22 protein-coding genes are annotated in these 24,459 nt (G+C 70.9%); 14 read left to right on the forward strand and 8 right to left on the reverse strand.

Annotated features, from left to right (window positions below):
• Positions 1–16: 16 nt before the first annotated feature.
• From B072_RS0134030 to B072_RS0134045, 4 genes are all read right to left on the reverse strand, one after another.
• Positions 17–2,368: a Tex family protein gene (locus B072_RS0134030; protein WP_026246577.1), complete on the reverse strand. Its 2,352-nt coding sequence runs from the start codon at positions 2,366–2,368 to the stop codon at positions 17–19.
• Between the two features lie 88 nt (positions 2,369–2,456).
• Positions 2,457–2,588 carry an LPFR motif small protein gene (locus tag B072_RS49705; RefSeq protein ID WP_018534452.1) on the reverse strand — a complete coding sequence of 44 codons (132 nt, stop codon included), beginning with the start codon at positions 2,586–2,588 and terminating at the stop codon, positions 2,457–2,459.
• An 83-nt stretch (positions 2,589–2,671) separates the two neighbouring features.
• Positions 2,672–3,547 (reverse strand): SCO6745 family protein, encoded by an 876-nt coding sequence (locus B072_RS0134040; RefSeq protein ID WP_026246578.1) that lies wholly within the window; start codon positions 3,545–3,547, stop codon positions 2,672–2,674.
• A gap of 66 nt (positions 3,548–3,613) precedes the next feature.
• Positions 3,614–4,408, reverse strand: a complete 795-nt coding sequence (locus tag B072_RS0134045; protein ID WP_018534454.1) for an enoyl-CoA hydratase/isomerase family protein — start codon at positions 4,406–4,408, stop codon at positions 3,614–3,616.
• Between the two features lie 248 nt (positions 4,409–4,656).
• On the opposite strand from B072_RS0134045, the gene B072_RS0134050 reads away from it, so the two are divergent.
• The gene (locus tag B072_RS0134050) at positions 4,657–5,130 is read left to right on the forward strand and encodes an ATP-binding protein (RefSeq protein WP_051127362.1); all 474 of its coding nucleotides are present in this window, start codon (positions 4,657–4,659) and stop codon (positions 5,128–5,130) included.
• A 3-nt stretch (positions 5,131–5,133) separates the two neighbouring features.
• On the opposite strand, the gene idi is transcribed toward B072_RS0134050, so the two are convergent.
• From idi to galE, 4 genes are all read right to left on the reverse strand, one after another.
• Complete coding sequence (gene idi, locus B072_RS0134055; RefSeq protein WP_018534456.1) at positions 5,134–5,727, reverse strand: isopentenyl-diphosphate Delta-isomerase; 594 nt, start codon at positions 5,725–5,727, stop codon at positions 5,134–5,136.
• 135 nt (positions 5,728–5,862) lie between these two features.
• A complete protein-coding gene (locus B072_RS0134060; protein WP_018534457.1) occupies positions 5,863–7,119 on the reverse strand; it encodes a bifunctional class I SAM-dependent methyltransferase/N-acetyltransferase in 1,257 nt (418 codons plus the stop codon).
• A 202-nt stretch (positions 7,120–7,321) separates the two neighbouring features.
• Positions 7,322–8,257 (reverse strand): cation diffusion facilitator family transporter, encoded by a 936-nt coding sequence (locus tag B072_RS0134065; RefSeq protein WP_018534458.1) that lies wholly within the window; start codon positions 8,255–8,257, stop codon positions 7,322–7,324.
• Positions 8,258–8,423: 166 nt separating this feature from the next.
• A complete protein-coding gene (galE, locus tag B072_RS0134070; RefSeq protein ID WP_018534459.1) occupies positions 8,424–9,407 on the reverse strand; it encodes a UDP-glucose 4-epimerase GalE in 984 nt (327 codons plus the stop codon).
• Positions 9,408–9,666: 259 nt separating this feature from the next.
• Here galE and B072_RS0134075 point away from each other — a divergent pair, with 259 nt between their 5' ends.
• The 13 genes from B072_RS0134075 to B072_RS0134135 all read left to right on the forward strand — a co-directional run bounded on the left by B072_RS0134075 (position 9,667) and on the right by B072_RS0134135 (position 24,457).
• Complete coding sequence (locus B072_RS0134075) at positions 9,667–11,430, forward strand: DUF5941 domain-containing protein (protein WP_026246579.1); 1,764 nt, start codon at positions 9,667–9,669, stop codon at positions 11,428–11,430.
• A complete protein-coding gene (locus B072_RS0134080; RefSeq protein WP_018534461.1) occupies positions 11,427–12,179 on the forward strand; it encodes a sugar phosphate nucleotidyltransferase in 753 nt (250 codons plus the stop codon). Before B072_RS0134075 ends, B072_RS0134080 begins: the two co-directional genes overlap by 4 nt.
• Entirely contained in the window at positions 12,167–13,234 is a 1,068-nt protein-coding gene (locus B072_RS0134085; protein WP_018534462.1) for an iron-containing alcohol dehydrogenase family protein, read from the forward strand. Before B072_RS0134080 ends, B072_RS0134085 begins: the two co-directional genes overlap by 13 nt.
• Complete coding sequence (locus B072_RS0134090) at positions 13,212–13,991, forward strand: CDP-alcohol phosphatidyltransferase family protein (RefSeq protein WP_199791121.1); 780 nt, start codon at positions 13,212–13,214, stop codon at positions 13,989–13,991. The genes B072_RS0134085 and B072_RS0134090 overlap by 23 nt, the downstream gene beginning before the upstream one ends.
• Positions 13,992–14,035: 44 nt before the next feature.
• Complete coding sequence (locus tag B072_RS0134095; RefSeq protein WP_043245327.1) at positions 14,036–14,881, forward strand: glycosyltransferase family 2 protein; 846 nt, start codon at positions 14,036–14,038, stop codon at positions 14,879–14,881.
• 95 nt (positions 14,882–14,976) lie between these two features.
• Complete coding sequence (locus B072_RS0134100) at positions 14,977–15,906, forward strand: ABC transporter permease (RefSeq protein ID WP_026246581.1); 930 nt, start codon at positions 14,977–14,979, stop codon at positions 15,904–15,906.
• Entirely contained in the window at positions 15,899–16,684 is a 786-nt protein-coding gene (locus tag B072_RS0134105) for an ABC transporter ATP-binding protein (protein ID WP_018534466.1), read from the forward strand. Before B072_RS0134100 ends, B072_RS0134105 begins: the two co-directional genes overlap by 8 nt.
• 424 nt (positions 16,685–17,108) lie before the next feature.
• Positions 17,109–18,011, forward strand: a complete 903-nt coding sequence (hpnC, locus tag B072_RS0134110; RefSeq protein ID WP_051127347.1) for a squalene synthase HpnC — start codon at positions 17,109–17,111, stop codon at positions 18,009–18,011.
• Positions 18,008–18,970, forward strand: coding sequence for a presqualene diphosphate synthase HpnD (gene hpnD, locus B072_RS0134115; RefSeq protein ID WP_018534468.1), 963 nt, complete (start codon positions 18,008–18,010; stop codon positions 18,968–18,970). Before hpnC ends, hpnD begins: the two co-directional genes overlap by 4 nt.
• Positions 18,971–19,136: 166 nt before the next feature.
• Positions 19,137–20,564, forward strand: coding sequence for a hydroxysqualene dehydroxylase HpnE (gene hpnE, locus B072_RS0134120; protein WP_018534469.1), 1,428 nt, complete (start codon positions 19,137–19,139; stop codon positions 20,562–20,564).
• 71 nt (positions 20,565–20,635) lie between these two features.
• Positions 20,636–21,694, forward strand: a complete 1,059-nt coding sequence (locus B072_RS0134125; protein WP_018534470.1) for a polyprenyl synthetase family protein — start codon at positions 20,636–20,638, stop codon at positions 21,692–21,694.
• Between the two features lie 103 nt (positions 21,695–21,797).
• Positions 21,798–23,789 carry a squalene--hopene cyclase gene (gene shc / locus B072_RS0134130; protein WP_018534471.1) on the forward strand — a complete coding sequence of 664 codons (1,992 nt, stop codon included), beginning with the start codon at positions 21,798–21,800 and terminating at the stop codon, positions 23,787–23,789.
• Positions 23,789–24,457, forward strand: coding sequence for a hypothetical protein (locus tag B072_RS0134135; RefSeq protein WP_018534472.1), 669 nt, complete (start codon positions 23,789–23,791; stop codon positions 24,455–24,457). The genes shc and B072_RS0134135 overlap by 1 nt, the downstream gene beginning before the upstream one ends.
• Positions 24,458–24,459 lie beyond the last annotated feature (2 nt).

Genomic DNA, 24,459 nt, shown 5'->3' on the forward strand with positions numbered 1-24,459 from the left:
CATCACTCCGACGGCGCTACGCCAACCCGGCCTTCTTCAACGCGTCGGCCATGGCGGAATTGGCCGGCGCGGGCGCGGGCCGCTTACCGCCCCCGCCACCGGAGTTCCCCCGGCCACCCTGCTGCCGGGACTTCTGCTGCGGCGGACGCTGACGACCTCCGCGATCACCACCGGAGGCACTCGGCTTCTCGTCGTCCAGGCGCAAGGTCAACGAGATCCGCTTGCGCGGCACGTCGACCTCCAGGACCTTCACCTTCACGATGTCGCCGGGCTTCACGACATCGCGCGGGTCCTTGACGAACGTACGGGACAGGGCCGAGACATGCGCGAGCCCGTCCTGGTGCACACCGATGTCGATGAACGCCCCGAAGGCGGCGACGTTCGTGACGACGCCCTCCAGGATCATCCCCGGCTCCAGGTCGGAGAGCTTCTCCACGCCCTCCTTGAAGGTGGCCGTCTTGAACGCGGGCCGCGGGTCGCGTCCCGGCTTCTCCAGCTCCTTCAGGATGTCGGTCACGGTCGGCAGACCGAACGTGTCGTCCACGTAGTCGGCCGCCTTGAGCGAGCGCAGCGTCCCGGTGTCGCCCATGAGCGAACCGACCTCGCCACCGGTCGACTTGGCCATGCGCCGCACCACCGGGTACGCCTCGGGGTGCACGGACGACGCGTCCAGCGGGTCGTCGCCGCCCCGGATGCGCAGGAAGCCCGCGCACTGCTCGTACGCCTTCGGGCCGAGCCGGGCGACGTCCTTGAGGCCCTTGCGGTTGCCGAACGGGCCGTTGGCGTCGCGGTGCGCCACGATGTTCTCCGCGAGACCTGCGCCGATGCCGGACACGCGCGCGAGGAGCGGTGCGGACGCGGTGTTCACGTCCACCCCCACCCCGTTCACACAGTCCTCGACCACGGCGTCCAGCGAACGCGACAGCTTCACTTCGCTCAGGTCGTGCTGGTACTGGCCGACACCGATCGACTTCGGGTCGATCTTCACCAGCTCGGCGAGCGGGTCCTGCAGACGACGCGCGATGGAGACGGCGCCGCGCAGCGACACGTCCATGTCGGGCAGTTCCTGCGAGGCGAAGGCGGAGGCCGAGTACACGGAGGCGCCCGCCTCGCTCACCATCACCTTGGTGAGCTTCAACTCCGGGTGCTTGGTGATGAGTTCACCGGCGAGCTTGTCGGTCTCGCGCGACGCCGTGCCGTTGCCGATCGCGATCAGGTCGACCGCGTGCTCCTTGGAGAGCTTCGCCAGCTTGGCGATCGCCTCGTCCCAGCGGTTCGCCGGGACGTGCGGGTGGATCACGTCCGTCGCCACGACCTTGCCCGTCGCGTCGACGACCGCGACCTTCACGCCCGTACGGAAGCCGGGGTCGAGGCCCAGCGTCGCGCGCGTGCCCGCGGGGGCGGCGAGCAGCAGGTCCCGCAGGTTCGCCGCGAAGACCTTGACCGCCTCGTCCTCGGCGGCCGTCCGCAGCCGGAGCCGCAGGTCGATGCCGAGGTGGACGAGGATGCGGGTGCGCCAGGCCCAACGGACCGTGTCCTGCAGCCACTTGTCGCCCGGGCGCCCCTGGTTCCTGATCCCGAACCGGTCGGCCACGATGGGCTCGTAGGAGGAAGGGCCCTCCTCGACCGGCTCCTCCGGCTCCAGGACCAGCTCGAGGACGTCCTCCTTCTCGCCGCGCAGCATCGCCAGGATGCGGTGCGAGGGAAGCTGCTTGAAGGGCTCCGCGAAGTCGAAGTAGTCGGCGAACTTGGCGCCCGCCTCCTCCTTGCCGGACTTCACCTTCGCCGCGAGCCGGCCGCGCACCCACATGCGCTCGCGCAGTTCGCCGATGAGGTCCGCGTCCTCGGAGAAGCGCTCCGTGAGGATCGCGCGGGCCCCGTCGAGCGCGGCCTGCGGGTCCGCGACGCCCTTGTCGGCGTCCACGAACGCGGCCGCGGCGGCCTGCGGGTCCACCGTCGGGTCGCCGAGCAGGCCCTCCGCGAGCGGTTCGAGCCCTGCCTCGCGCGCGATCTGCGCCTTGGTGCGCCGCTTCGGCTTGTAGGGGAGGTAGATGTCCTCCAGGCGCGCCTTGGTGTCGGCGGCGAGGATCTGTGCCTCCAGCTCCTCGGTGAGCTTGCCCTGCTCGCGAATCGAGTCGAGGACGGAGGTGCGCCGCTCCTCCAGCTCGCGCAGATACCGCAGCCGCTCCTCGAGGGTGCGCAGCTGGGCATCGTCCAGCGACTCCGTCGCCTCCTTGCGGTAGCGGGCGATGAAGGGCACCGTCGAGCCGCCGTCCAGCAGCTCGACGGCGGCCTTCACCTGCCGCTCCCGTACGCCGAGTTCCTCGGCAATCCTGCCTTCGATGGACCCAAGAGTGGGTGTCGCCACGATCCCGTACCGCCTAAGTCGAATGAGGTTGCGCGGCAATTGTGGCAGGTGGCACCGACAACGGGGGATCAGGGCACCGCACCGCCGGTCATACCCGGCGTGTACGGCCGGAGCGCGAGGCGCCGCCGAAGAGCCGGGCGAGCGCGCGGAACGGCAGCGTCACCACCGTGGCGATCGCGCCCGCGATCTGGCGCAGGACGTCGGCGATGGCACGGAACATGAGGGCTCCTCTCGTCTCTCCCGGACACGGTGTCCGGGACCGTTCGAGATCGCCGAGTACCCACGCCCCGCCGGGCCGAGACCTCAGGCGGCCTTGCCGATCAGATCGTCGGGGAAAGCACCGTTGCCGAGCGCAGTGCCGATGAACGCTGTCGCGAGCTCGGTCAGGCGGGACACGCCCGCGTCGCCGAGGTGGTCGTACGGCGCGCGGTCCATGACGTCGGTCCGCTCCTCGATCTCGGCCCGCAGCCGCACGCCCTCCTCGGTGAGCGTCAGCTCCTCGTCCGCGGTGAGCAGTCCCCGCGCCCGCAGCCGCTGCGCCGCCGCGTCGTAGTCGTCCGTGCTCCAGCCGCGCGTGGCGAGCAGGAACCTGGGGGCCATGCCCTTGCCGGTCGCGACATGGCTGACGAGGGCCTCCACGGGGTCGAGACCGGCGCCGAGCAGCGCGGTGAGGTGGCCGTCGCCGCGGTGCTCGCGCAGCAGCGTGGCCGCGTGCCAGTACGCCATGTGCGCCTCCTCGGGAACGGGGAGGTCCGCGTGCGCGGCGTACAGGGGGCGGGCCTGGCGGGCGCACGCCTCCGCCGCGCGCAGGGCGAGCTCGGCGGCCTCGGCCATCTCCTTGGAGGCGAGCGCCTCCGCGCCGAGCAGCCGGCGCAGTGTCGCGTCGACGGCACGCGCGCGTGCAGCGAGGGCATCCTGGGGCGAAGCGGTCTGCCACACCTGGGGCACGTGCCGGGCCACCAGCTCGTGCTTGAAGTTGTAGAAGGTGGCCGTCACGGTCCCGGCGCCGACGGCTCCCATGGGCGCGGAACGCGCCGCGAAGTAGGCGGCGCTGCGGTCCGTGACACCGATGGCGGCCATTTGCCGGCCCAGGTCCGGCGAGAAGTAGTGCGTCGAGTGGAACGGATTGAGCACGTTGTGACAGCGGCGGGCGGCGCGCAGGCGCGGGTCAGGAGTCATACCTGCACGTTACTGACCGGTCGGTACGTACGGGAGTACGGGGGCCGGACCATCTTGTGGAGATGTTCAGGACTCCGCGGGCCGCACCGGGCTCGCGGGTCCCACGGTCCAGCTGAAGCGCGGCGCCCGGCGCTCCATGAACGCGGTGACGCCCTCCGCCGTGTCGCCGCTGCCGCGCGCCTGCTCGGCCCAGTACGCGTCCCGGTCCGTGCGGCCCGTGGTGAACTCCTTGGCCGCCGCCTGCGTCAGCTGCGAGCGGCTCACGAGCACCCGTGTGAACTCGGTTGCCCGCGCGTCCAGTTCGGCCTCGCCCAGCACCTCGTCGACGAGCCCGGTGCGCAGGGCCCGCTCCGCGCCGATCAACTCGCCCGAGAACAGCAGGTACTTGGCGGTCGCCGGCCCCACCAGTGCGGCGAGCCGGCGCGTCGAGGAGGCCGGGTACACGATGCCGAGCTTCGCCGGCGTCACGCCGAACCGGCTGCCCTCGGCCGCGAACCGCAGATCGCAGGCCGCCGCCAGCTGACAGCCGCCGCCCACGCAGAAGCCGCGGATCGCGGCCAGCGTCGGCTTCGGGAAGGCGGCCAGCGCGTCCTCCGCCGAGACCGCCAGTTTCTGCGCGGCGCCCGCGTCCCCGCCGAGGGTGGAGATGTCGGCCCCGGCACAGAAGCTGTCACCGGCGCCGGTGAGGACGAGGACCCGCACGGCGGGGTCCGTCGCGAGCGCGTCGAGCAGCGGTGGCAGCGCGGCCCACATGGTGTCGGTCATGGCGTTGCGCTTGGCCGGGTGGTCGATGACGACGGTGGCGACCCCGTCGGTCACGGAGTGCGTCAGAGCGGGATCGGCGGCGGGAGCAGGGGACATGGGCCGGATGCTATCCAGCGCGACCCGCGGTCGATCAAGAAGGGGTCGCAAGGCTCGTACAACAAGCTGAAGAGCACCCGAAAGCGGAACAACCGGGACAGGATCGATCGCACATCCGACGGTGCCATACGGCAATGGTCAAATTCCGTCGATACTCGCTGACTTCTGGTCAGTCATGCGGTCCGGACCAGCGGATTCCCAACACTCGGAGCGTGGTGACAATCGAGCGCAAGGGCGGGGACGGGACGATGAGCGACCACGGGAGCGCGCCCCCCGAGCATGCCGCGGGCGGGCCGCTGCCGTACGAGGGGGTCTGGCGGTTCACGGCGCAGGCGGTCGACGCCTCCGTGCCGCAGGCCCGCCGGGCGGTGCGCGAACTGCTGTCCCGGCAGGGCGTTCCCGCGTCGGACGACCTGGTGCACGGGCTGCTGGTGATCGTCTCCGAGCTGGTCACCAATGCGGTCAAACACGCCGCACTGCTCTCGCCCATGCTCGCCGTGGAGGTCGCCGTGGGCGCGGAGTGGGTGCGGGTCTCCGTGGAGGACGAGCACCCCTACCGCCCCACGGCACTGGAGGCGACCAGCGGTCAGACGGGCGGCCGCGGCCTGCTCCTCGTCCGCGAGATCACCGCGGAGGCGGGCGGCGTCTGCCAGGTCGACCACACGGCGAGCGGGGGCAAGGTGATCTGGGCCGCCCTGCCCCTCAAATCCGCGCTCGCCTGAGCGTCACCAGCCGGCCGACGGGCCCGTCAGCTCCTTGACGGCGGGCCGCGCCGCGTCGAGCACGGTCATGAACCACGAGGAGAACGGGTCCTCGGCATGCCGCTCGGCCAGCTCGTCGGCCGTCACGAACGCCGTCGCCCCGATCTCCTCCGGGTCCGGGTTCAGCGGCGCCTGCACCATGCCCACGAAGAGGTGGTTGAACTCCTGCTCCACCAGGCCCGAGTCCGGGTCCGGGTGGTTGTAGCGCACGGTGCCGGCCTCCGCCATCAGCGACGGCGAGACCCCCAGCTCCTCGAAGGTGCGCCGGGCCGCGGCCGCGAACGGGGCCTCGCCCGGGTACGGGTGTCCGCAGCAGGTGTTCGACCACACACCGGGGGAGTGGTACTTGCCCAGCGCCCGCTGCTGGAGCAGCAGTCGGCCCTGCTCGTCGAAGAGAAAGACCGAGAACGCTCTGTGCAGCTGCCCCGGCGCCTGGTGAGCGGCGAGCTTCTCCGCGGTGCCGATCGTCCTGCCGTCCTCGTCGACGAGTTCCAGCAAGATCGCTTCTCCGGTGCCGTTCGACGAACTGTTCGCCGCGGTGGCAGGTGTGGTCGGCATACCCATCCTTCGCTTCGGTCCTCGAACCCCAAGTCTGCCGTACGGGACGGTATGGGACGGACAGTCACGGTCCGTGCCGCGCCCCGGGTGTCCCGCCCGGCCGCGAGGGCCGGGCGGGACCACGGTAGGCGCCGGTCAGACGCCGAACGCGGCCGGGTAGACGATGGTGCCCGCCGGGACCTGCGGGGATCCTTCGTCATCGGTCAGGACGAGCGCCATCATCGCCTCGTCCGGCACCTCGAAGCCGGGCCTGATGCCGTACCCCGACGCGGGCGCGAAGCCGAACCTCGGGTAGTACTCGGGATGCCCGAGAACCAGCACGAGCCGCTCCCCGCGCGCGCGGGCCGCGTCCAGCACCGCGCGCACGACGGCGGAACCGGCCCCCGTGCGCTGGTGCCCGGGCAGCACGGCACAGGGCGCGAGCGCCGCCGCCGGCTCGCCGTCCACCGTGCAGCGGGTGATCAGCGCGTGCGCGACGACCGTGCCGTCCGGCGCCTCGGCGACGTACGACAGACCCTCCAGCCACGCACCGGTGTCCCGCCGCAGCGCGTCCACGAGACCGGCCTCGGCCTCGGTGGGGAACGCGGCGGCGTTGACGGCGTGCACGGCCGCCCGGTCGGCGTCGGTCTCGGGGCGCGTGGGCCACCGGTCGGCGGGCCGCAGCGCGTAGCCCGTGTAGCCGTACTCGGCGCCGTGCTCGCGGCGCATGGCCAGCTCCGCGCGCGTGCCCGCGAGCGCCTCGGCCATGCCGGGACGCCCGGGATCGGCCTCGTCGGTACGCTCGGCGAGCGGCCCGTAGTACTCGTCCCAGTCGGACTCGGGCTGCCGGTGCACGCCGAGCACGGAGTACCCGGCGGCCGTGCACGCCCGCAGGTTCTCGTCGTTCGTGCGCAGCGCGTACTCCGCATCCCAGAAGGCACGCGCCTGCGGTGACGGGTCCTCGGTCGTCCACTCGCACTCGGTGAGCACGAGCGCCCCGCCGGGGGCGAGGAGTCGCCTCCAGCGGGCGAGCGCGGTGTCGAACCCGATGCTGTAGGCCGAGCTCTCGGCCCAGATCAGGTCGAACGAACCATCCTGATAGGGGAGTTCACCCATGTCCGCATTGACGCAGTGGACACGGTCGGTGAGCCCCCGCTCGGCTGCGGCGGCCCGCAGCTCGTCGAGGAACGTCTCGTGCAGGTCCACGGCCGTCACCTCGCCACCGGTCTCGGCGGCGAGCAGCAGCGCGGAGCGGCCCGGACCGCAGCCCGGGTCGAGGATGCGCGGACGGGAGGGCAGTTCCCCCACGAAGGAGAGGAGACGCCGGGTCGTGGCGTCGGAGCCGGGGCCCTGTCGGGGCAGTCCGTGGTGCAGGGCGAAGAAGGAATCGCGTACGACGTTGTCGTCGGTCAACGTAAGAGCCTTTGAGTGAAGGGGCCCGGCCGACCACGCGAGAAGGGGTGGCTCAGCCGAAGAGGGCCCGGGAAGTGGGGATGCGCCTGTCGCTGCGCACGGCAGCGGTCACCGCGACGACAGTCATCAACCCACCTCCTCAAAGAGCGATGGCCAGAATACCACCGAACGTGATCATCGGAACGGGACAACCGGGCCGTGATCAGTGGCAGAGCTTCGCCTCGTGCTCCGCGTGACCGGTCGGCTCCAGCTGGAACGTGCAGTGCTCGACGTCGAAGTGATCGCCCAGGCAGCCCTGCAACTCGTGGAGCATCTTCTCGTTCCCTATGCCGCTGAGCACGTCGGCGGCGACGACCACGTGCGCGGAGAGGACCGGCATGCCCGAGGTGATGGTCCAGGCGTGGAGGTCGTGGACGTCCTCGACGCCGGGGAGAGCGAGTATGTGCGCCCGGACCTGGGCCATGTCGACGCCCTTGGGGGCGGACTCCAGGAGCACGTTCAGGGTCTCGCGCAACAGCTTGACCGTGCGCGGGACGATCATGAGGCCGATGACGATGGACGCGATCGGGTCGGCGGCCTGCCAGCCGGTGGTGAGGATGATCGCGGCCGAGATGAGCACCGCGACGGAACCGAGGGCGTCCGCGGCCACCTCCAGAAAGGCGCCCCGTACATTCAGGCTGTCCTGCTGCCCCTTCACCAGGAGGGAGAGCGAGATCATGTTCGCGACCAGGCCGATCAGGCCGTAGACGATCGTCAGGCCGCCCGCCGTCTCGGCCGGCTCCATGAAGCGCTGAACGGCCTCGTACAGGACGTAGCCCCCGACGCCCAGCAGGAGCAGGCAGTTGGCGAGCGCGGCCAGGATCTCGGCGCGCGCGTACCCGAAGGTGCGCTGATCGCTCGCCGGGCGGTTCGCGAAGTGGATCGCGAGCAGCGCCATCACCAGGCCGAGCGCGTCCGTCGCCATGTGGGCCGCGTCCGCGATCAGGGCGAGCGAGTCGGCCACGAGGCCACCGACGATCTCCACCACCATCACGGTCAGCGTGATCGCGAGGGCGATGCGCAGCCGTCCCTTGTGGGCGGCGGCGGCCGTCCCCGTCGTGGGTCCGTGGCTGTGCCCGTGGTCGTGTCCGGCCCCCATGAAACCGTCCTCCGCATCGGTTCGCCGCACCGCCCGGAACCGGGCGGCGATCACAGTGAACTACGGGTAGGGGGTATCTGCAAACACTGCACTGAACACCGTTGTCATGTGCCCTGACCTGCGTAAATGCTCGTCCGCAAGTACGCAGGTCAGGGCGGTGGCAAGATCACTTCGAGGTCGCCTCGGGGTGTCGAAGACACCATCCGGCCCAGGCCGATTCGACCATCTCGCGTACCCCGCGTGACGCCGTCCACCCGAGCTCCTTCTCCGCGAGCGCGGACGAGCCGACGGCGCGCGGCGCGTCACCGGGTCGGCGCGGTTCGACGAGCGCGGGCCTGCGGTCCCCGGACACCTCGGCGATCACGTCCACCAGCTCGCGGACCGAGACACCCAGGCCGGTGCCGATGTTGAGCGTCAGATCGCCGCTCGCGTCCGGCCGCGCCAGCCTGCGCGCCGCCGCCAGATGCGCCTCCGCGAGGTCCATGACATGGACGTAGTCACGGACACACGTGCCGTCCGGCGTCGGGTAGTCGTCGCCGAAGATCCGCGGGGCCTCGCCGCGCGTGAGCCGGTCGAAGACCATCGGGATCACGTTGAAGACGCCGATGTCCGCGAGGGCGGGCTCGGCGGCGCCCGCCACGTTGAAGTAGCGCAGGCAGACCGTCGCCATCCCGTGCGCGTGGCCCGCCGCCCGCACCAGCCACTCGCCCGCGAGCTTCGTCTCGCCGTACGGGTTCACGGGCGCGCACGGCGTCGACTCGGTGATGAGGCCGGTGTCCGGGTTGCCGTAGACGGCCGCGGACGACGAGAAGACGAAGCGGCGCACGCCCGCCCCGGCGACCGTCTCCAGGAGCGTGGCGAGCCCGCCGACGTTCTCCCGGTAGTAGAGCTCGGGCCGCTCGACCGACTCGCCGACCTGCTTCTGGGCGGCCAGGTGCACGACACCGGTCACTTCGTGCTCGGCGCACACCCGGGCCACCAGCTCCGCGTCCGTGGCCGACCCGCGCACCAGCGGGATCTCGGCCGGCAGCCGCTCGGGCACCCCCGACGTCACGTTGTCGAGGACGACGACGCGCTCGCCCGCGCCCGCCATCGCCCGTGCCACGTGTGCCCCGATGTATCCGGCTCCGCCGGTGATCAGCCATGTCATGACGCACCACCCTAAGCGGGGCGCCGACCGCCCCTGGTTTGTGGGCCGAGGCCTTGATCGACAATGATGAAAGGGCGGTCCCGGAACCACAGACCGCGTGAGACAGGGGCCAATCGGGCCGTAAACGGGCGGTGAACGTCCGCTTCAGATCATCCGATAGCCTCTGCCGACATGCCGCCCGGCCTCCCCCTAGGCACAGGGCGCCCCCATCGTGCATGAGCCCGGCGCGCTCGCGTCGGCACCCAAGGAGTGAGTTCGTCTGTCGACCGCCATCGTCACCGGTCAGCCGGTTCCCGGGTCGTCCCTGGAGGGCGATCTGCGGGCACTCGGCTTCGACGTGCGACTCGCCCCGGACGCGGCCGACGCCGAAGCCGCGCTCGCGGCCGTCCCGGGCGACCAGCGGGTCGCGGTCGTCGACGCGGGGTTCGTGGGCCACGCCCACGCCCTGCGCCTCGGCCTCACCGACCCCCGCTTCCCCGCCTCGGCGATCCCCGGCGCGGTCACCGCGCAGCCCTCGGCCCGTCAGGCGCTGAACCGGGCGGTCGGGGAGACGGGCATCGCCCCCGACACCGTCGCGAAGAGCATCGAGGCGGCCGGCACCGACGTGCACCGCCCCGAGCTCGGCGAACTCGTCGCCGCCGTGCCGCACGACCCGCAGGCCCGCAACGAGGCCCGCCAGCGCGTCGCCGCCGTCGACGACGAGGCGATCCGCCTGCGCACGGCGGTCAAGGCGCGGGACGGCTTCTTCACCACGTACTGCATCAGCCCCTACTCCCGCTACATCGCGCGCTGGTGCGCCCGCCGAGGCCTGACCCCGAACCAGGTCACCACCGCGTCGCTGCTCACCGCCCTGATCGCGGCGGGCTGCGCGGCCACCGGCACCCGCCCCGGCTTCGTCGCCGCCGGTCTGCTCCTGCTCTTCTCCTTCGTCCTCGACTGCACCGACGGGCAGCTCGCCCGCTACTCGCTGCAGTACTCGACGCTCGGCGCCTGGCTGGACGCGACCTTCGACCGCGCCAAGGAGTACGCCTACTACGCGGGCCTCGCGCTCGGCGCGGCCAACTCGACCGGCGACGACGTATGGGCCCTCGCGCTCGGCGCGATGGTCCTCCAGACCTGCCGCCACGTCGTCGACTTCTCCTTCAACGAGGCGAACCACGACGCGAGCGGCAACACGAGCCCGACCGCCGCCCTCTCCGACAAGCTCGACAGCGTCGGCTGGACGGTCTGGGTGCGCCGGATGATAGTGCTGCCGATCGGCGAGCGCTGGGCGCTGATCGCGATCTTCACGGCGCTCACCACGCCGCGCATCACCTTCTACGTACTCCTCGTGGGCTGCGCGCTCGCCGCCTGCTACACGACCGCGGGCCGCGTCCTGCGCTCGCTGACCCGCAAGGCGCAGCGCACCCCGCGCGCCGCGCAGGCACTGGACGACCTGGCCGACGCGGGCCTCCTGCGCAACGCCACCGTGCGCAAGCTGCGCGGCCGGGGCTACGCCGCACCGCTGACGGCGCTCTTCGGCGCGCTGATCCTCGTCAGCGACGCCGCCACCTCGGACTTCGGGTCCTGGACCGTCGTCGCCGGTGCCGGGGCCTACGTGATCCTTTCCGACGTGGCCGTCAGCGGCCCCCTCACCGGGCCCCTCGACTGGCTCGTGCCGCCGATCTTCCGGGCCGCCGAGTACGGCACGATCCTGCTGCTCGCGGCCAAGGCCGACGTGCAGGGAGCGCTGCCCGCGGCATTCGGCCTGGTGGCGGCAGTCGCCTACCATCACTACGACACGGTGTACCGCATCCGCGGCGGCACCGGTGCACCCCCGCGGTGGCTGGTGCAGGCGATCGGCGGACACGAGACCCGAACACTGGTGGTCACCGTGCTGGCCGCGCTGCTCACCGCCACAGATTTCACCGTCGCGCTCACGGCGCTCGCCGTGCTCGTGGCACTCGTGGTGCTCGCCGAGAGCATCCGCTTCTGGGTCTCTGCTGGAGCACCCGCCGTACACGATGAAGGAGAACCCGCATGATCGGCCTCGTCCTGGCCGCCGGCGCCGGCAGCCGGCTCCGCCCCTACACCGAGACGCTCCCCAAGGCGCTCGTGCCCGTCGTGGGCGAGGGAACCGAGAACGAGCTCTCCGTCCTCGACCTCACCCTGAAGAACTTCGCCGAGATCGGCCTCACCGAGGTCGGCATCATCGTCGGCTACCGCAAGGAGGTCGTCTACGAGCGCAAGGCGGCGCTCGAGGCGAAGTACGGCCTGAAGCTGACGCTGATCGAGAACGACGTCGCCGAGAAGTGGAACAACGCCTACTCCCTGTGGTGCGGCCGTGACGCCATCAAGCACACGGTGATCCTCGCCAACGGCGACACCGTCCACCCGGTCTCCGTCGAGAAGACGCTGCTCGCCGCCCGCGGCGACGGCAAGAAGATCATCCTCGCCCTGGACACGGTGAAGAACCTCGGCGACGAGGAGATGAAGGTCGTCGTGGACCCCGAGACGGGCGTCCGGAAGATCACGAAGCTGATGGACCCGTCCGAGGCCACCGGCGAGTACATCGGCGTCACCCTCATCGAGGGCGAGGCCGCCGACGAGCTGGCCGACGCCCTGAAGGCCACGTACGAGCGTGACCCGCAGCTGTACTACGAGGACGGCTACCAGGAGCTCGTGAACCGCGGCTTCAAGGTCGACGTCGCCCCGATCGGTGACGTGCCGTGGGTCGAGATCGACAACCACGACGACCTCGCGAAGGCCAGGGAGATCGCGTGCCAGTACTGACGAGGCTGATTCCCTCGCCGGTCGTCGTCGACATCCGGCCGGGGGCGCTCGACGACCTGGCCAAGGTCCTCGCCGACCAGAGGATCTCGTCGTCACAGGGGTGCCTGGCCATCGCGATCAGCGGTGGCTCGGGCGCCGCCCTGCGGGCCCGCCTGGAGCCCTCGCTGCCCACCGCCGAGTGGTTCGAGGTCGGTGGCGGCACCCTCGACGACGCGATCAAGCTCGCCGACGACATCAAGAAGGCGGGGCGTTTCGACGCCATCGTCGGTCTCGGTGGCGGCAAGATCATCGACTGCGGCAAGTTCGCCGCCGCCCGTGTGGGCCTGCCGCTGGTCGCCGTCGCGACGAACCTGTCGCACGACGGCCTGTGCTCGCCCGTCGCGACCCTCGACAACGACGCGGGCCGCGGCTCCTACGGTGTGCCGAACCCGATCGCCGTCGTCATCGACCTCGACATCATCCGTGAGGCCCCGGTCCGTTTCGTGCGCTCCGGCATCGGTGACGCCCTGTCCAACATCTCCGCGGTCGCGGACTGGGAGCTCGCCGCCCGCGAGCGCGGCGAGGACATCGACGGTCTCGCGGCCGCAATGGCCCGCCAGGCAGGCGAGGCGGTCATGCGGCACCCCGGAGGCGTCGGCGACGACGGCTTCCTCCAGGTGCTCGCCGAGGGCCTGGTCCTCACCGGCATCGCCATGTCGGTCTCCGGCGACTCGCGGCCGGCCTCGGGGGCCTGCCACGAGATCAACCACGCCTTCGACCTCCTCTACCCCAAGCGCGCCGCCAGCCACGGCGAGCAGTGCGGCCTGGGCGCGGCCTTCGCGATGCACCTGCGCGGTGCCCGCGACGAGTCCGCGTACATGGTCGAGGTGCTGCGCCGCCACGGGCTGCCCGTAACGCCCGAGGAGATCGGCTTCACCGTGGACGAGTTCGTGAAGGTCGTGGAGTTCGCTCCGCAGACCCGCCCGGGCCGCTACACGATCCTCGAACACCTCGACCTCTCCACCGACCAGATCAGGGACGCCTACGCCGACTATGCAAAAGCCATCGGTAGCTGAGCTCCGCCCGGTCGTGCACCCCGCCGGGGTGAAGGACCGCCGGAGCGGTGAGCACTGGATGGGCCGGCTCTACATGCGCGAGGTCTCGCTGCGTGTCGACCGCCACCTGGTGAACACCAAGGTCACGCCCAACCAGCTGACCTACCTGATGACCGTCTGCGGTGTCCTGGCCGCCCCCGCGCTGCTCGTGCCGGGCATCTGGGGCGCGGTCCTCGGCGTCGTCGCCGTGCAGCTCTACCTGCTGCTCGACTGCGTCGACGGCGAGATCGCCCGCTGGCGCAAGCAGTACTCGCTGGCCGGTGTCTGGATGGACCGCGTCGGCGCGTACCTCACCGACGCGGCCGTCCTCGTCGGCTTCGGCCTGCGCGCCGCCGACCTGTGGGGCTCGGGCCGGATCGACTGGCTGTGGGCCTTCCTGGGCGCGCTCGCCGCGCTCGGCGCCATCATGATCAAGGCCGAGACGGACCTGGTCGGCGTGGCCCGCGCGCAGAACGGCAAGGAGCAGGTCAAGGAGACCGCGTCCGAGATGCGCTCCTCCGGCATGGCGCTGGCCCGCCGGGCCGCCGCCGCGTTCAAGTTCCACCGCCTCATCCTCGGCATCGAGGCGACGCTGCTGATCCTGGTCCTCGCGATCGTCGACCAGATCCGCGGCGACCTGTTCTTCACGCGCCTCGGTGTGGCGGTGCTCGCGGGCATCGCCCTGCTGCAGACCCTGCTCCACCTCGTGTCCATCCTCGCTTCGAGCAGGCTGAAGTGAGCAGCCCGATACGAGGGGCGAAGGTCGGCGCGGTGGTCATCACCATGGGCAACCGCCCGGCCGAGCTGCGCGCCCTCCTCGACTCGGTCGCCAAGCAGGACGGCGACCCGGTCGAGGTGGTCGTGGTCGGCAACGGCTCGCCCGTCCCCGAGGTCCCCGAAGGCGTACGCACCGTCGAGCTGCCCGAGAACCTCGGTATCCCGGGCGGCAGGAACGTCGGCATCGAGGCGTTCGGGCCCTCCGGCTCCGACGTCGACATCCTGCTGTTCCTCGACGACGACGGCCTGCTGCCGCTCACCGACACGGCCCAGCTGTGCCGCGAGGCGTTCGCCGCCGACCCGAAGCTCGGCATCATCAGCTTCCGCATCGCGGACCCGGAGACCGGCGAGACCCAGCGCAGGCACGTCCCGCGGCTGCGCGCCGCCGACCCGATGCGCTCCTCCCGGGTGACGACCTTCCTCGGCGGCGCCAACGCCTGCCGCACCCAGGTCATCGCCGAGGTCGGCGGACTGCCCGACGAGTTCTTCTACGCCCACGAGGAGACCGACCTCGCCTGGCGTGCCCTCGACGCGGGCTGGATGATCGACTACCGCGCCGACATGGTGCTGCACCACCCGACCACGGCCCCGTCCCGGCACGCGGTCTACCACCGCATGGTGGCCCGCAACCGCGTCTGGCTCGCGCGCCGCAACCTGCCCGCACCGCTGGTCCCGGTCTACCTCGGTGTCTGGCTGCTCCTGACGCTGGCACGCCGACCCTCCGGCCCGGCCCTCAAGGCCTGGCTCGGCGGCTTCAAGGAAGGCTGGACGAGCCCCTGCGGCCCCAGGCGTCCGATGAAGTGGCGTACGGTGTGGCGGCTGACCCGACTGGGCCGACCTCCTGTGATCTGACAAGCTCTTCTCTGAGAGCATGCGGGCCAAACCTTGTCCCCTGCTTGTGCCGATGCCCGACCAGGCTGCGCTTTTGAAGACGAAAGTTCCCTTTTGTGAGTGAGACAACGCACGACGCCGGAGTCGCGGTGAACGCGTCCCCGTCGCCCGACGACGGACTCTCCCCGGCCGAGCTCGCCGCCAAGTACGGCTTGTCCGTCAGCGGTGCCCGCCCCGGTCTGCTCGAGTACGTACGCCAGCTCTGGGGCCGGCGGCACTTCATCCTCGCCTTCTCCCAGGCGAAGCTGACGGCTCAGTACAGCCAGGCCAAGCTCGGCCAGGTCTGGCAGGTGGCGACGCCGCTGCTGAACGCCCTCGTCTACTACTTGATCTTCGGCCTGATCCTGGGCGCCAACCGGGGCATGGACAAGGAGGTCTACATCCCGTTCCTGGTGACGGGTGTCTTCGTGTTCACGTTCACGCAGTCCTCCGTCATGGCGGGCGTGCGGGCCATCTCCGGCAACCTCGGCCTGGTGCGCGCGCTGCACTTCCCGCGCGCGTCGCTGCCGGTCTCCTTCGCGCTCCAGCAGCTCCAGCAGCTGCTGTTCTCGATGATCGTGCTCTTCATCGTGGCGTGCGCCTTCGGCAGCTACCCGGGCCTGCGCTGGCTGCTGATCATCCCGACCCTGGTGCTCCAGTTCCTGTTCAACGTGGGCCTCGCGCTGATCATGGCCAGGGCCGGTTCCAAGACCCCGGACCTGGCGCAGCTCATGCCGTTCGTGATGCGTACGTGGATGTACGCGTCCGGCGTCATGTTCGCCATCCCGATCATGCTCAAGGACAAGCCGCAGTGGATCGCGGACGTCCTCCAGTGGAACCCGGCGGCCATCTACATGGACCTGATGCGCTACGCACTGGTCGACGGCTACCCCAAGGAATGGCTGCCGCCGCACGTCTGGGCGGTCGCGCTCGGCTGGGCCGTGCTCGTCGCCGCCGGCGGCTTCATCTACTTCTGGAAGTCCGAGGAGCGGTACGGCCGTGGCTGATCTCGACAAGACCTCCGATGCCCGCATTCCCACGGTCATCGCCGACGAGCTGCACATCGTCTACCGCGTCAACGGCGCCAAGACGGGCAAGGGCAGTGCCACCTCGGCGCTCAGCCGCATCGTCAAGCGCGGCGAGGAGCGCGGGGTGCGCAAGGTGCACGCCGTGCGCGGCGTCTCCTTCACGTCCTACCGCGGCGAGGCCATCGGCCTGATCGGCTCGAACGGCTCCGGCAAGTCGACGCTGCTGCGCGCCATCGCCGGCCTGCTGCCCGCCGAGAAGGGCAAGGTCTACACCGACGGCCAGCCGTCGCTGCTCGGCGTGAACGCGGCGCTGATGAACGACCTGACGGGCGAACGCAACGTCATACTCGGCGGCCTCGCGATGGGCATGTCCCGCGAGGAGATCAAGGCGCGCTACCAGGAGATCGTCGACTTCTCGGGCATCAACGAGAAGGGCGACTTCATCACGCTGCCCATGCGGACCTACTCGTCCGGCATGGCCGCGCGCCTGCGCTTCTCCATCGCGGCCGCCAAGGACCACGACGTCCTCATGATCGACGAGGCCCTGGCCACGGGTGACCGCAAGTTCCAGAAGCGCTCCGAGGCCCGCATCCGTGAGCTGCGCAAGGAGGCCGGCACGGTCTTCCTCGTCAGCCACAACAACAAGTCCATCCGCGACACCTGCGACCGCGTCCTGTGGCTCGAGCGCGGGGAACTGCGTATGGACGGTCCGACGGCCGAGGTACTCAAGGAGTACGAGAAGTTCACCGGTAAGTGAATCCGGCAACCTGAGGCCCCGCCCTCGACGTCTTAAGGCCCCACCGGCTCACGGCGGTGGGGCCTTTGATATGCCTGCATGTGACAACTACTTCTCGATCACGGTCAAGGAGAGGTCAACTTCCTTGCATGCAGGGAATCTTGGCGTCAATCGGTGTGTTGTTGTGATGTGCAGAACACCCCGCCGTGGCGGCCGTCGTTGTACAACGTAAGCTGTACCGGTGCCGAATCGCTGCAAGTGGGGCGATAATGCACGGCCTACCGGCCCGGTGGGGAGGGGTTGACCGTGCGGACTGCCGGGCGGCGTGTCCGAAATGGGATGTCTTGGGTCCGCAGTGTAGAACGGGAGATGTGACGGCAATGGCTACGGAAACTCTCCAGGTCCACGAGGCTTTCGCCGTCGTTCCGGAAGCGGACCGCACGCGGTGAGCGCATCCTCTCGTGTGCGCCCGGATTCCACGACGGGCGCCACCCTCGACAAGGCCGCCGACGAGAACTTTCCGGTGGCCCCCGCTTTCCTGCCGCGCGCCTGGCGCGACGACCTGATGGCCGTGTACGGGTTCGCGCGCCTCGTCGACGACATCGGCGACGGCGACCTCGCCCCCGGCGGCGCCGACGCCCGCCACCTGGGCGTCTCACCCGAACAGGCCAACGACCGGCTGGTGCTCCTCGACGCCTTCGAGGCGGACCTGCGACGGGTCTTCGACGGGGAACCCAAGCACCCCCTGCTGAGCGCCCTGCAGCCCACCGTCCGCCGCCGTTCGCTGACCCCGGAGCCGTTCCTCGGCCTCGTTGCTGCGAACCGCCAGGATCAGCTCGTCACGCGCTACGAGACCTTCGACGACCTGCTCGCCTACTGCGAGCTCTCCGCCAACCCGGTCGGACGCCTCGTCCTCGCTATCACCGGTACGGCCACCCCCGAGCGGATCCGCCGTTCGGACGCGGTCTGCACCGGGCTGCAGATCGTGGAACACCTCCAGGACGTGGCCGAGGATCTCGGCCGCGACCGCATCTACCTGCCTGCTGAGGACATGAAACAGTTCCACGTCCAGGAGTCCGATCTCGCCGCATCGACCACGGGCGCATCAGTGCGCGCCCTGGTCGCATTCGAAGCGGAACGCGCCCTGCGGCTCTTGAATGAAGGCACCCCCCTCGTGGGTAGCGTCCACGGCAGGTTGAAGCTGCTGCTGGCCGGCTTCGTGGCAGGGGGGAAGGCGGCGGTCCACGCGATCTCCGCCGTCAAGTACGACGTCCTTCCTGGACCACCGAAGCCCACCAAGCTCCGGCTGCTGCGCGAGGTGGGAGCGACTCTGCGAGGAGAGGGGTGAGCAAGGCCGTGGAGTCTGATCAGCACGTGTCGGCACCGGTGCTCGCCGCATACAGCTACTGCGAGACCGTCACCGGACAACAGGCACGCAACTTCGCCTACGGCATCAGGCTGCTGCCGACCGGAAAGCGGCGCGCCATGTCGGCGGTGTACGCGTTCTCGCGCCGCGTCGACGACATCGGTGACGGCACACTGCCGCCCGACGTCAAGGCCGAACGGCTCGACGAGACGCGGGCACTGCTCGCGCGGGTGCAGTCCGGCAAGGTCGAGGAGGACGACACCGACCCGGTGGCCGTCGCCCTCGCGCACGCCGCCGACCGGTTCCCGATCCCGCTCGGCGGGCTCGACGAGCTCATCGACGGCGTCCTCATGGACTTGCGCGGCGAGACGTACGAGACCTGGGACGACCTGAAGGTGTACTGCCGGTGTGTCGCCGGTGCCATCGGGCGCGTCTCGCTCGGCGTGTTCGGCACCGAGCCGGGGGCGCGTGGCGCCGAGCGCGCGCCCGAGTATGCCGACACGCTCGGGCTCGCGCTCCAACTGACCAACATCCTCAGAGACGTGCGCGAGGACGCGGCCGACGGGCGCACCTATCTGCCCGCCGACGATCTCGCCAAGTTCGGCTGTTCGGCCGGGTTCGACTCGCCCGTGCCGCCCGCCGGATCGGACTTCGCCGGGCTCGTGCACTTCGAGGTGCGGCGCGCCCGCGCCCTGTTCGCCGAGGGATACCGGCTGCTGCCCCTGCTCGACCGCAGGTCCGGGGCCTGCGTCGCCGCGATGGCCGGAATCTACCGGCGGCTGCTCGACCGGATCGAGCGCGAGCCGGAGGCCGTGCTGCGCGGCCGGGTCTCGCTGCCCGGCCACGAGAAGGCGTACGTCGCCGTGCGCGGCCTGTCGGGCCTCGACGCGCGCACCGTCTCCCGCACGTCGTCCCGCACGGTGCCCAGGAGGCGCTCCTGATGGGCATTGTGGGGCTCGGTGTCGGGGCGAATCAGAAGCGGCGGGCAACCCTCCGGGGTGGCGCGGCGTCCCTGCATGCAACGACCGGCAGCGCGTTCGTCACACCCGTCGAACCCCGCCACACGCTGGTCGTACGCACCGAAAGAACGGCCCAGGGGGAGGGCGCATGAGCAGCACCGGGGACGCATCGCCCGATGAGCGGGAGCGGCCCGTCGCGGTGGTCGTCGGCGGCGGGCTCGCGGGCATCACGGCCGCGCTCGCGCTCGCCGACGGCGGCATGGACGTCACCCTGCTCGAAGGCCGCCCCCGGCTCGGCGGGCTCGCCTTCTCCTTCAAGCGCGGCGACCTGACCGTCGACAACGGCCAGCACGTGTACCTGCGCTGCTGCACCGCCTACCGCTGGTTCCTGGACCGCATCGACGGCACCTCGCTTGCACCTGTGCAGGAACGTCTTGACGTGCCGGTGCTCGACGCCGAGAAGAACCGGCTCGGGCGGCTGCGGCGCACGGCACTGCCCGTGCCGCTGCATCTGGCCAGGAGCCTGGCGACCTACCCGCATCTGTCGCTGGCCGAGCGGGTCAACGTAGGACGTGCCGCCCTCGCCCTCAAGGGCCTCGACCTCGCCGATCCGGCGCTGGACGAGCGGGACTTCGGTTCCTGGCTGGCCGAGCACGGTCAGTCGCAGCGGGCCATCGAGGCGCTGTGGGACCTGGTCGGGATCGCGACCCTGAACGCGGTGGCGGGCGAGGCCTCGCTCGGCCTTGCCGCCATGGTGTTCAAGACCGGGCTGCTGTCCGATCCCGGTGCCGCCGACATCGGCTGGGCCCGGGTGCCCCTCGGTGAACTCCACGACACTCTCGCACGCAAGGCGCTCGACTCCGCGGGCGTACGCACCGAACTCCGTACACGGGTCACCTCCATCTCCCGTACGGACAACGGGCGTTGGGCCGTCGAGGTTCCCGAAGGGCCGGACAGTTCCGGTCAGATCCTCGCCGCCGACACCGTCGTGCTCGCCGTGCCGCAGCGCGAGACGCACGATCTGCTGCCGGACGGCGCGCTCGACGACAAGGCACGGCTGCTCGACATCGACACCGCGCCGATCCTGAACCTGCACGTCGTGTACGACCGCAAGGTGCTCAAGCAGCCGTTCTTCACCGCGCTCGGCTCCCCGGTCCAGTGGGTCTTCGACCGCACCGAGGCCTCGGGACTGCACGCGTCGGGACCGGCCGGTGGCCAGTACCTCGCCGTCTCCCAGTCCGCCGCGCAGGACGAGATCGACGAGCCCGTCGCCGCTCTGCGGGAGCGCTACCTCCCCGAACTGGAGAGGCTGCTCCCCGCGGCGCGCGGCGCGAAGGTGCACGACTTCTTCGTGACCCGGGAGCGCACGGCTACGTTCGCCCCGACCCCCGGCGTGGGCGCCCTGCGGCCCGCCGCGCGCACCGGTGCGCCCGGCCTGTACGTGGCCGGCGCATGGACCGCCACCGGATGGCCCGCGACCATGGAAAGCGCGGTTCGCAGCGGTGTCAGCGCCGCGGACGCGGCCCTCGCCACACTCGGCCGCCCGCGCGGCCATCTGTTTCGGGAGGCGGCGTGACCCTCGAACTTCCCACGGTAGGAACGCCGACAACGGCGGGAACGCGACAACAAGGAGAAACTGTGCCACCTGTGCCCTCGGCCGAAACGGCTGCCGACGCGGTGGACGTGACCGCGCTTCTGGAGCGCGGCCGAACCCTGGCCACGCCCGTCCTGAAGAAGGCCGTGGACCGGCTCGCGCCGCCCATGGACACCGTCGCCGCCTATCACTTCGGCTGGATCGACGCCGAAGGCAACCCCGCCGACGGCGACGGCGGCAAGGCCGTGCGCCCCGCCCTCGCCGTACTGTCCGCGCAGGCCGCGGGCGCCGCCCCCGAGGTCGGCGTGCCCGGCGCGGTCGCGGTGGAGCTGGTCCACAACTTCTCGCTGCTGCACGACGACCTGATGGACGGCGACGAGCAGCGCCGCCACCGCGACACCGTGTGGAAGGTGCACGGCCCCGCGCAGGCGATCCTCGTCGGCGACGCGCTCTTCGCCCTCGCCAACGAGGTGCTTCTCGAGATCGCCTCCGTCGACGCGGGCCGCGCGACCCGCCGGCTCACCACCGCCACCCGTGCCCTGATCGACGGCCAGGCGCAGGACATCTCCTACGAGCACCGCGAGCGCGTCAGCGTCGAGGAGTGCCTGGAGATGGAGGGCAACAAGACCGGCGCCCTGCTCGCCTGCGCCTCCTCCATCGGCGCGGTCCTCGGCGGCGCCGACGACGCCACCGCGGACGCCCTGGAGAAGTACGGCTACCACCTGGGCCTCGCCTTCCAGGCCGTCGACGACCTGCTCGGCATCTGGGGCGACCCGGAGTCGACGGGCAAGCAGACCTGGAGCGACCTGCGCCAGCGCAAGAAGTCGCTGCCGGTCGTCGCCGCGCTCGCCGCGGGCGGCCCGGCCTCCGAGCGGCTCGGCGAGCTGCTCGCCGCCGACGCCAAGAACAACGACTTCGACAACTTCTCCGAGGCGGAGTTCGCCGCTCGCGCCGCCCTCATCGAAGAGGCCGGCGGGCGCGAGTGGACCGCCGACGAGGCCAGGCGCCAGCACAAGGTCGCCCTCGAAGCCCTGGACACCGTCCAGATGCCAGCTGCGGTGCGCGCCCAGTTCGCGGCGCTCGCCGACTTCGTCGTCGTCCGAAAGAGATGATCGCCATAGGCCGCATATGACTCGCAGTCGCCGGCCGATGTCCCGCCAGGGCATCGGCCGACGGTTACCCAGCAGAGATGAAGCACTGCACGAAGGGATAGCCATGACAGCGACGACCGACGGAAGCACCGGAGCCGCAGCTCCCGACGCGACCTCGGCCACCACTGCCCGAACGACCGACACGACCCCCGAGGCGGCCGGGACACACAGCGCCGCCACCCGAGCCATACAGCGCGCCACGGACTTCCTGCTCGCCCGGCAGGACGCCCAGGGGTGGTGGAAGGGCGACCTCGACACGAACGTGACGATGGACGCCGAGGACCTGCTGCTGCGCCAGTTCCTCGGGATCCGGGACCAGGCCACCACCGACGCCTCCGCGCTCTTCATCCGCGGCGAGCAGCGGGAGGACGGCACCTGGGCCACCTTCTACGGCGGGCCGGGCGAACTCTCCACCACCATCGAGGCGTACGTCGCCCTGCGGCTGGCCGGCGACGCCCCGGACGCCCCGCACATGGCGACGGCCTCCGCGTGGATCCGCGAGCGCGGCGGCATCGCCGCGAGCCGCGTCTTCACCCGGATCTGGCTCGCCCTGTTCGGCTGGTGGAAGTGGGACGACCTCCCTGAACTTCCGCCGGAGCTCATCTACTTCCCGAAGTGGATGCCGCTCAACATCTACGACTTCGGATGCTGGGCGCGGCAGACCATCGTGCCGCTCACCATCGTGTCCGCGAAGCGCCCGGTGCGGCCCGCACCGTTCCCGCTCGACGAGCTGCACACCGATGCCCGCAACCCCAACCCGCCCAAACCGCTGGCCCCCGTGGCGAGTTGGGACGGCGCTTTCCAGCGGCTCGACAAGATCATGCACGGCTACCAGAAGGTGGCGCTGAAGCGGCTGCGCAAGGCCGCCATCAACTCGGCCGGGCGCTGGATCATCGAGCGGCAGGAGAACGACGGGTGCTGGGGCGGTATCCAGCCGCCCGCCGTGTACTCCGTCATCGCGCTGCACCTGCTCGGCTACGACCTCCAGCACCCCGTCCTGAAGGCCGGGCTGGAGTCCCTCGACCGGTTCGCCGTGTGGCGTGAGGACGGGGCCCGGATGATCGAGGCCTGCCAGTCACCCGTGTGGGACACCTGCCTCGCCACCATCGCGCTCGCCGACGCCGGACTGCCCGGCGACCACCCGGCGCTCGTCAAGGCCGCCGACTGGATGATCGACGAACAGATCGACCGGCCCGGCGACTGGTCGGTGCGCAAGCCCCAACTGGAGCCCGGCGGCTGGGCGTTCGAGTTCCACAACGACAACTACCCCGACATCGACGACACCGCCGAGGTCGTGCTCGCGCTGCGCCGCGTCGACCACCCCGACAAGGTGCGCCTGGAGAAGGCCATCGAGCGCGGTGTGCGCTGGAACCTCGGAATGCAGTCGAAGAACGGGGCGTGGGGCGCCTTCGACGTCGACAACAGCAGCCCGTTCCCCAACCTGCTGCCGTTCTGCGACTTCGGCGAGGTCATCGACCCGCCGTCCGCCGACGTCACCGGGCACGTCGTCGAGATGCTCGCCGTCGAGGGCCGCTCGCGTGACCCGCGCACCCGGCGCGGCATCGAGTGGCTGCTCGCCGAACAGGAGGACAACGGCGCCTGGTTCGGCCGCTGGGGCGTCAACTACGTCTACGGAACGGGGTCGGTGCTGCCCGCGCTCGTCGCGGCCGGCATGCCCGCGGCGCACCCCGCGATCCGTCGTGCCGTCGACTGGCTGGAGTCCGTGCAGAACGAGGACGGCGGCTGGGGCGAGGACCTGCGCTCGTACCGCTACGAGGACTGGAAGGGGCACGGCGTCTCCACCGCCTCGCAGACCGCCTGGGCGCTGATGGCGCTGCTCTCGGCGGGCGAGCGCGACTCCAAGGCCGTCGAGCGCGGGATCACCTTCCTCGCCGACACCCAGACCGCGGACGGGACCTGGGACGAGCCGTACTTCACCGGCACCGGTTTCCCCTGGGACTTCTCGATCAACTACCACCTGTACCGGCAGGTCTTCCCGCTGACCGCACTCGGCCGGTACGTCCACGGCGAGCCCTTCGGCGACAGGGACAGCTGATGACCGGCAACCCGGCGGCCACGGGCCCGCCGGAGACGGCGCCGCTGCTCGTCGCTTGCGCGCTGGGCATCGAACACCTCGCGCTGCGCACGGGCAGCCGGGCCGGAGCGACCACCCCCGTGACCGTGCTGCGTACGGGCATGGGACCCAAGGCCGCCGAACGCGCCGTGACGCGTGCCCTCGGCGACACCGTCCTGCGGAGCGCCTCGGTGGTCGCCACCGGGTTCTGCGCCGGGCTCGCGCCCGGGATGCACCCCGGTGATCTCGTGGTGGCCCAGGAGACCCGCGACGCGCACGGCAGCACGCCGTGCGCGGGCACGGAGCTGCTGGTCGAGGAGCTGGTGAGGGCGGTGCCCGGGCAGACCGTGCACACCGGTCCGCTCATCGGTTCCGATCACGTGGTCCGCGGTCACGAGCGCGGCGACCTGCTCGCCACCGGCGCGATCGCGGTCGACATGGAGTCGGCGGCCACACTGCGCACGGCTGTCGGGGCCCCGGGGGGCGACAGCAGACCCGTTGCCGCCGTCCGGGTGGTCGTCGACGCTCCAGAACATGAACTCGTCCGGATCGGCACGGTGCGCGGTGGACTATCTGCTTTCCGCGTCCTTCGTGCCGTCCTTCCCGCGTTTTTCGAATGGCACCGTTCTTTGCTGCTCCCTCGGAGGTGAGC

Origin of the sequence: Streptomyces sp. HmicA12, assembly GCF_000373565.1 — a bacterium.
Taxonomy (GTDB): Bacteria; Actinomycetota; Actinomycetes; order Streptomycetales; family Streptomycetaceae; genus Streptomyces.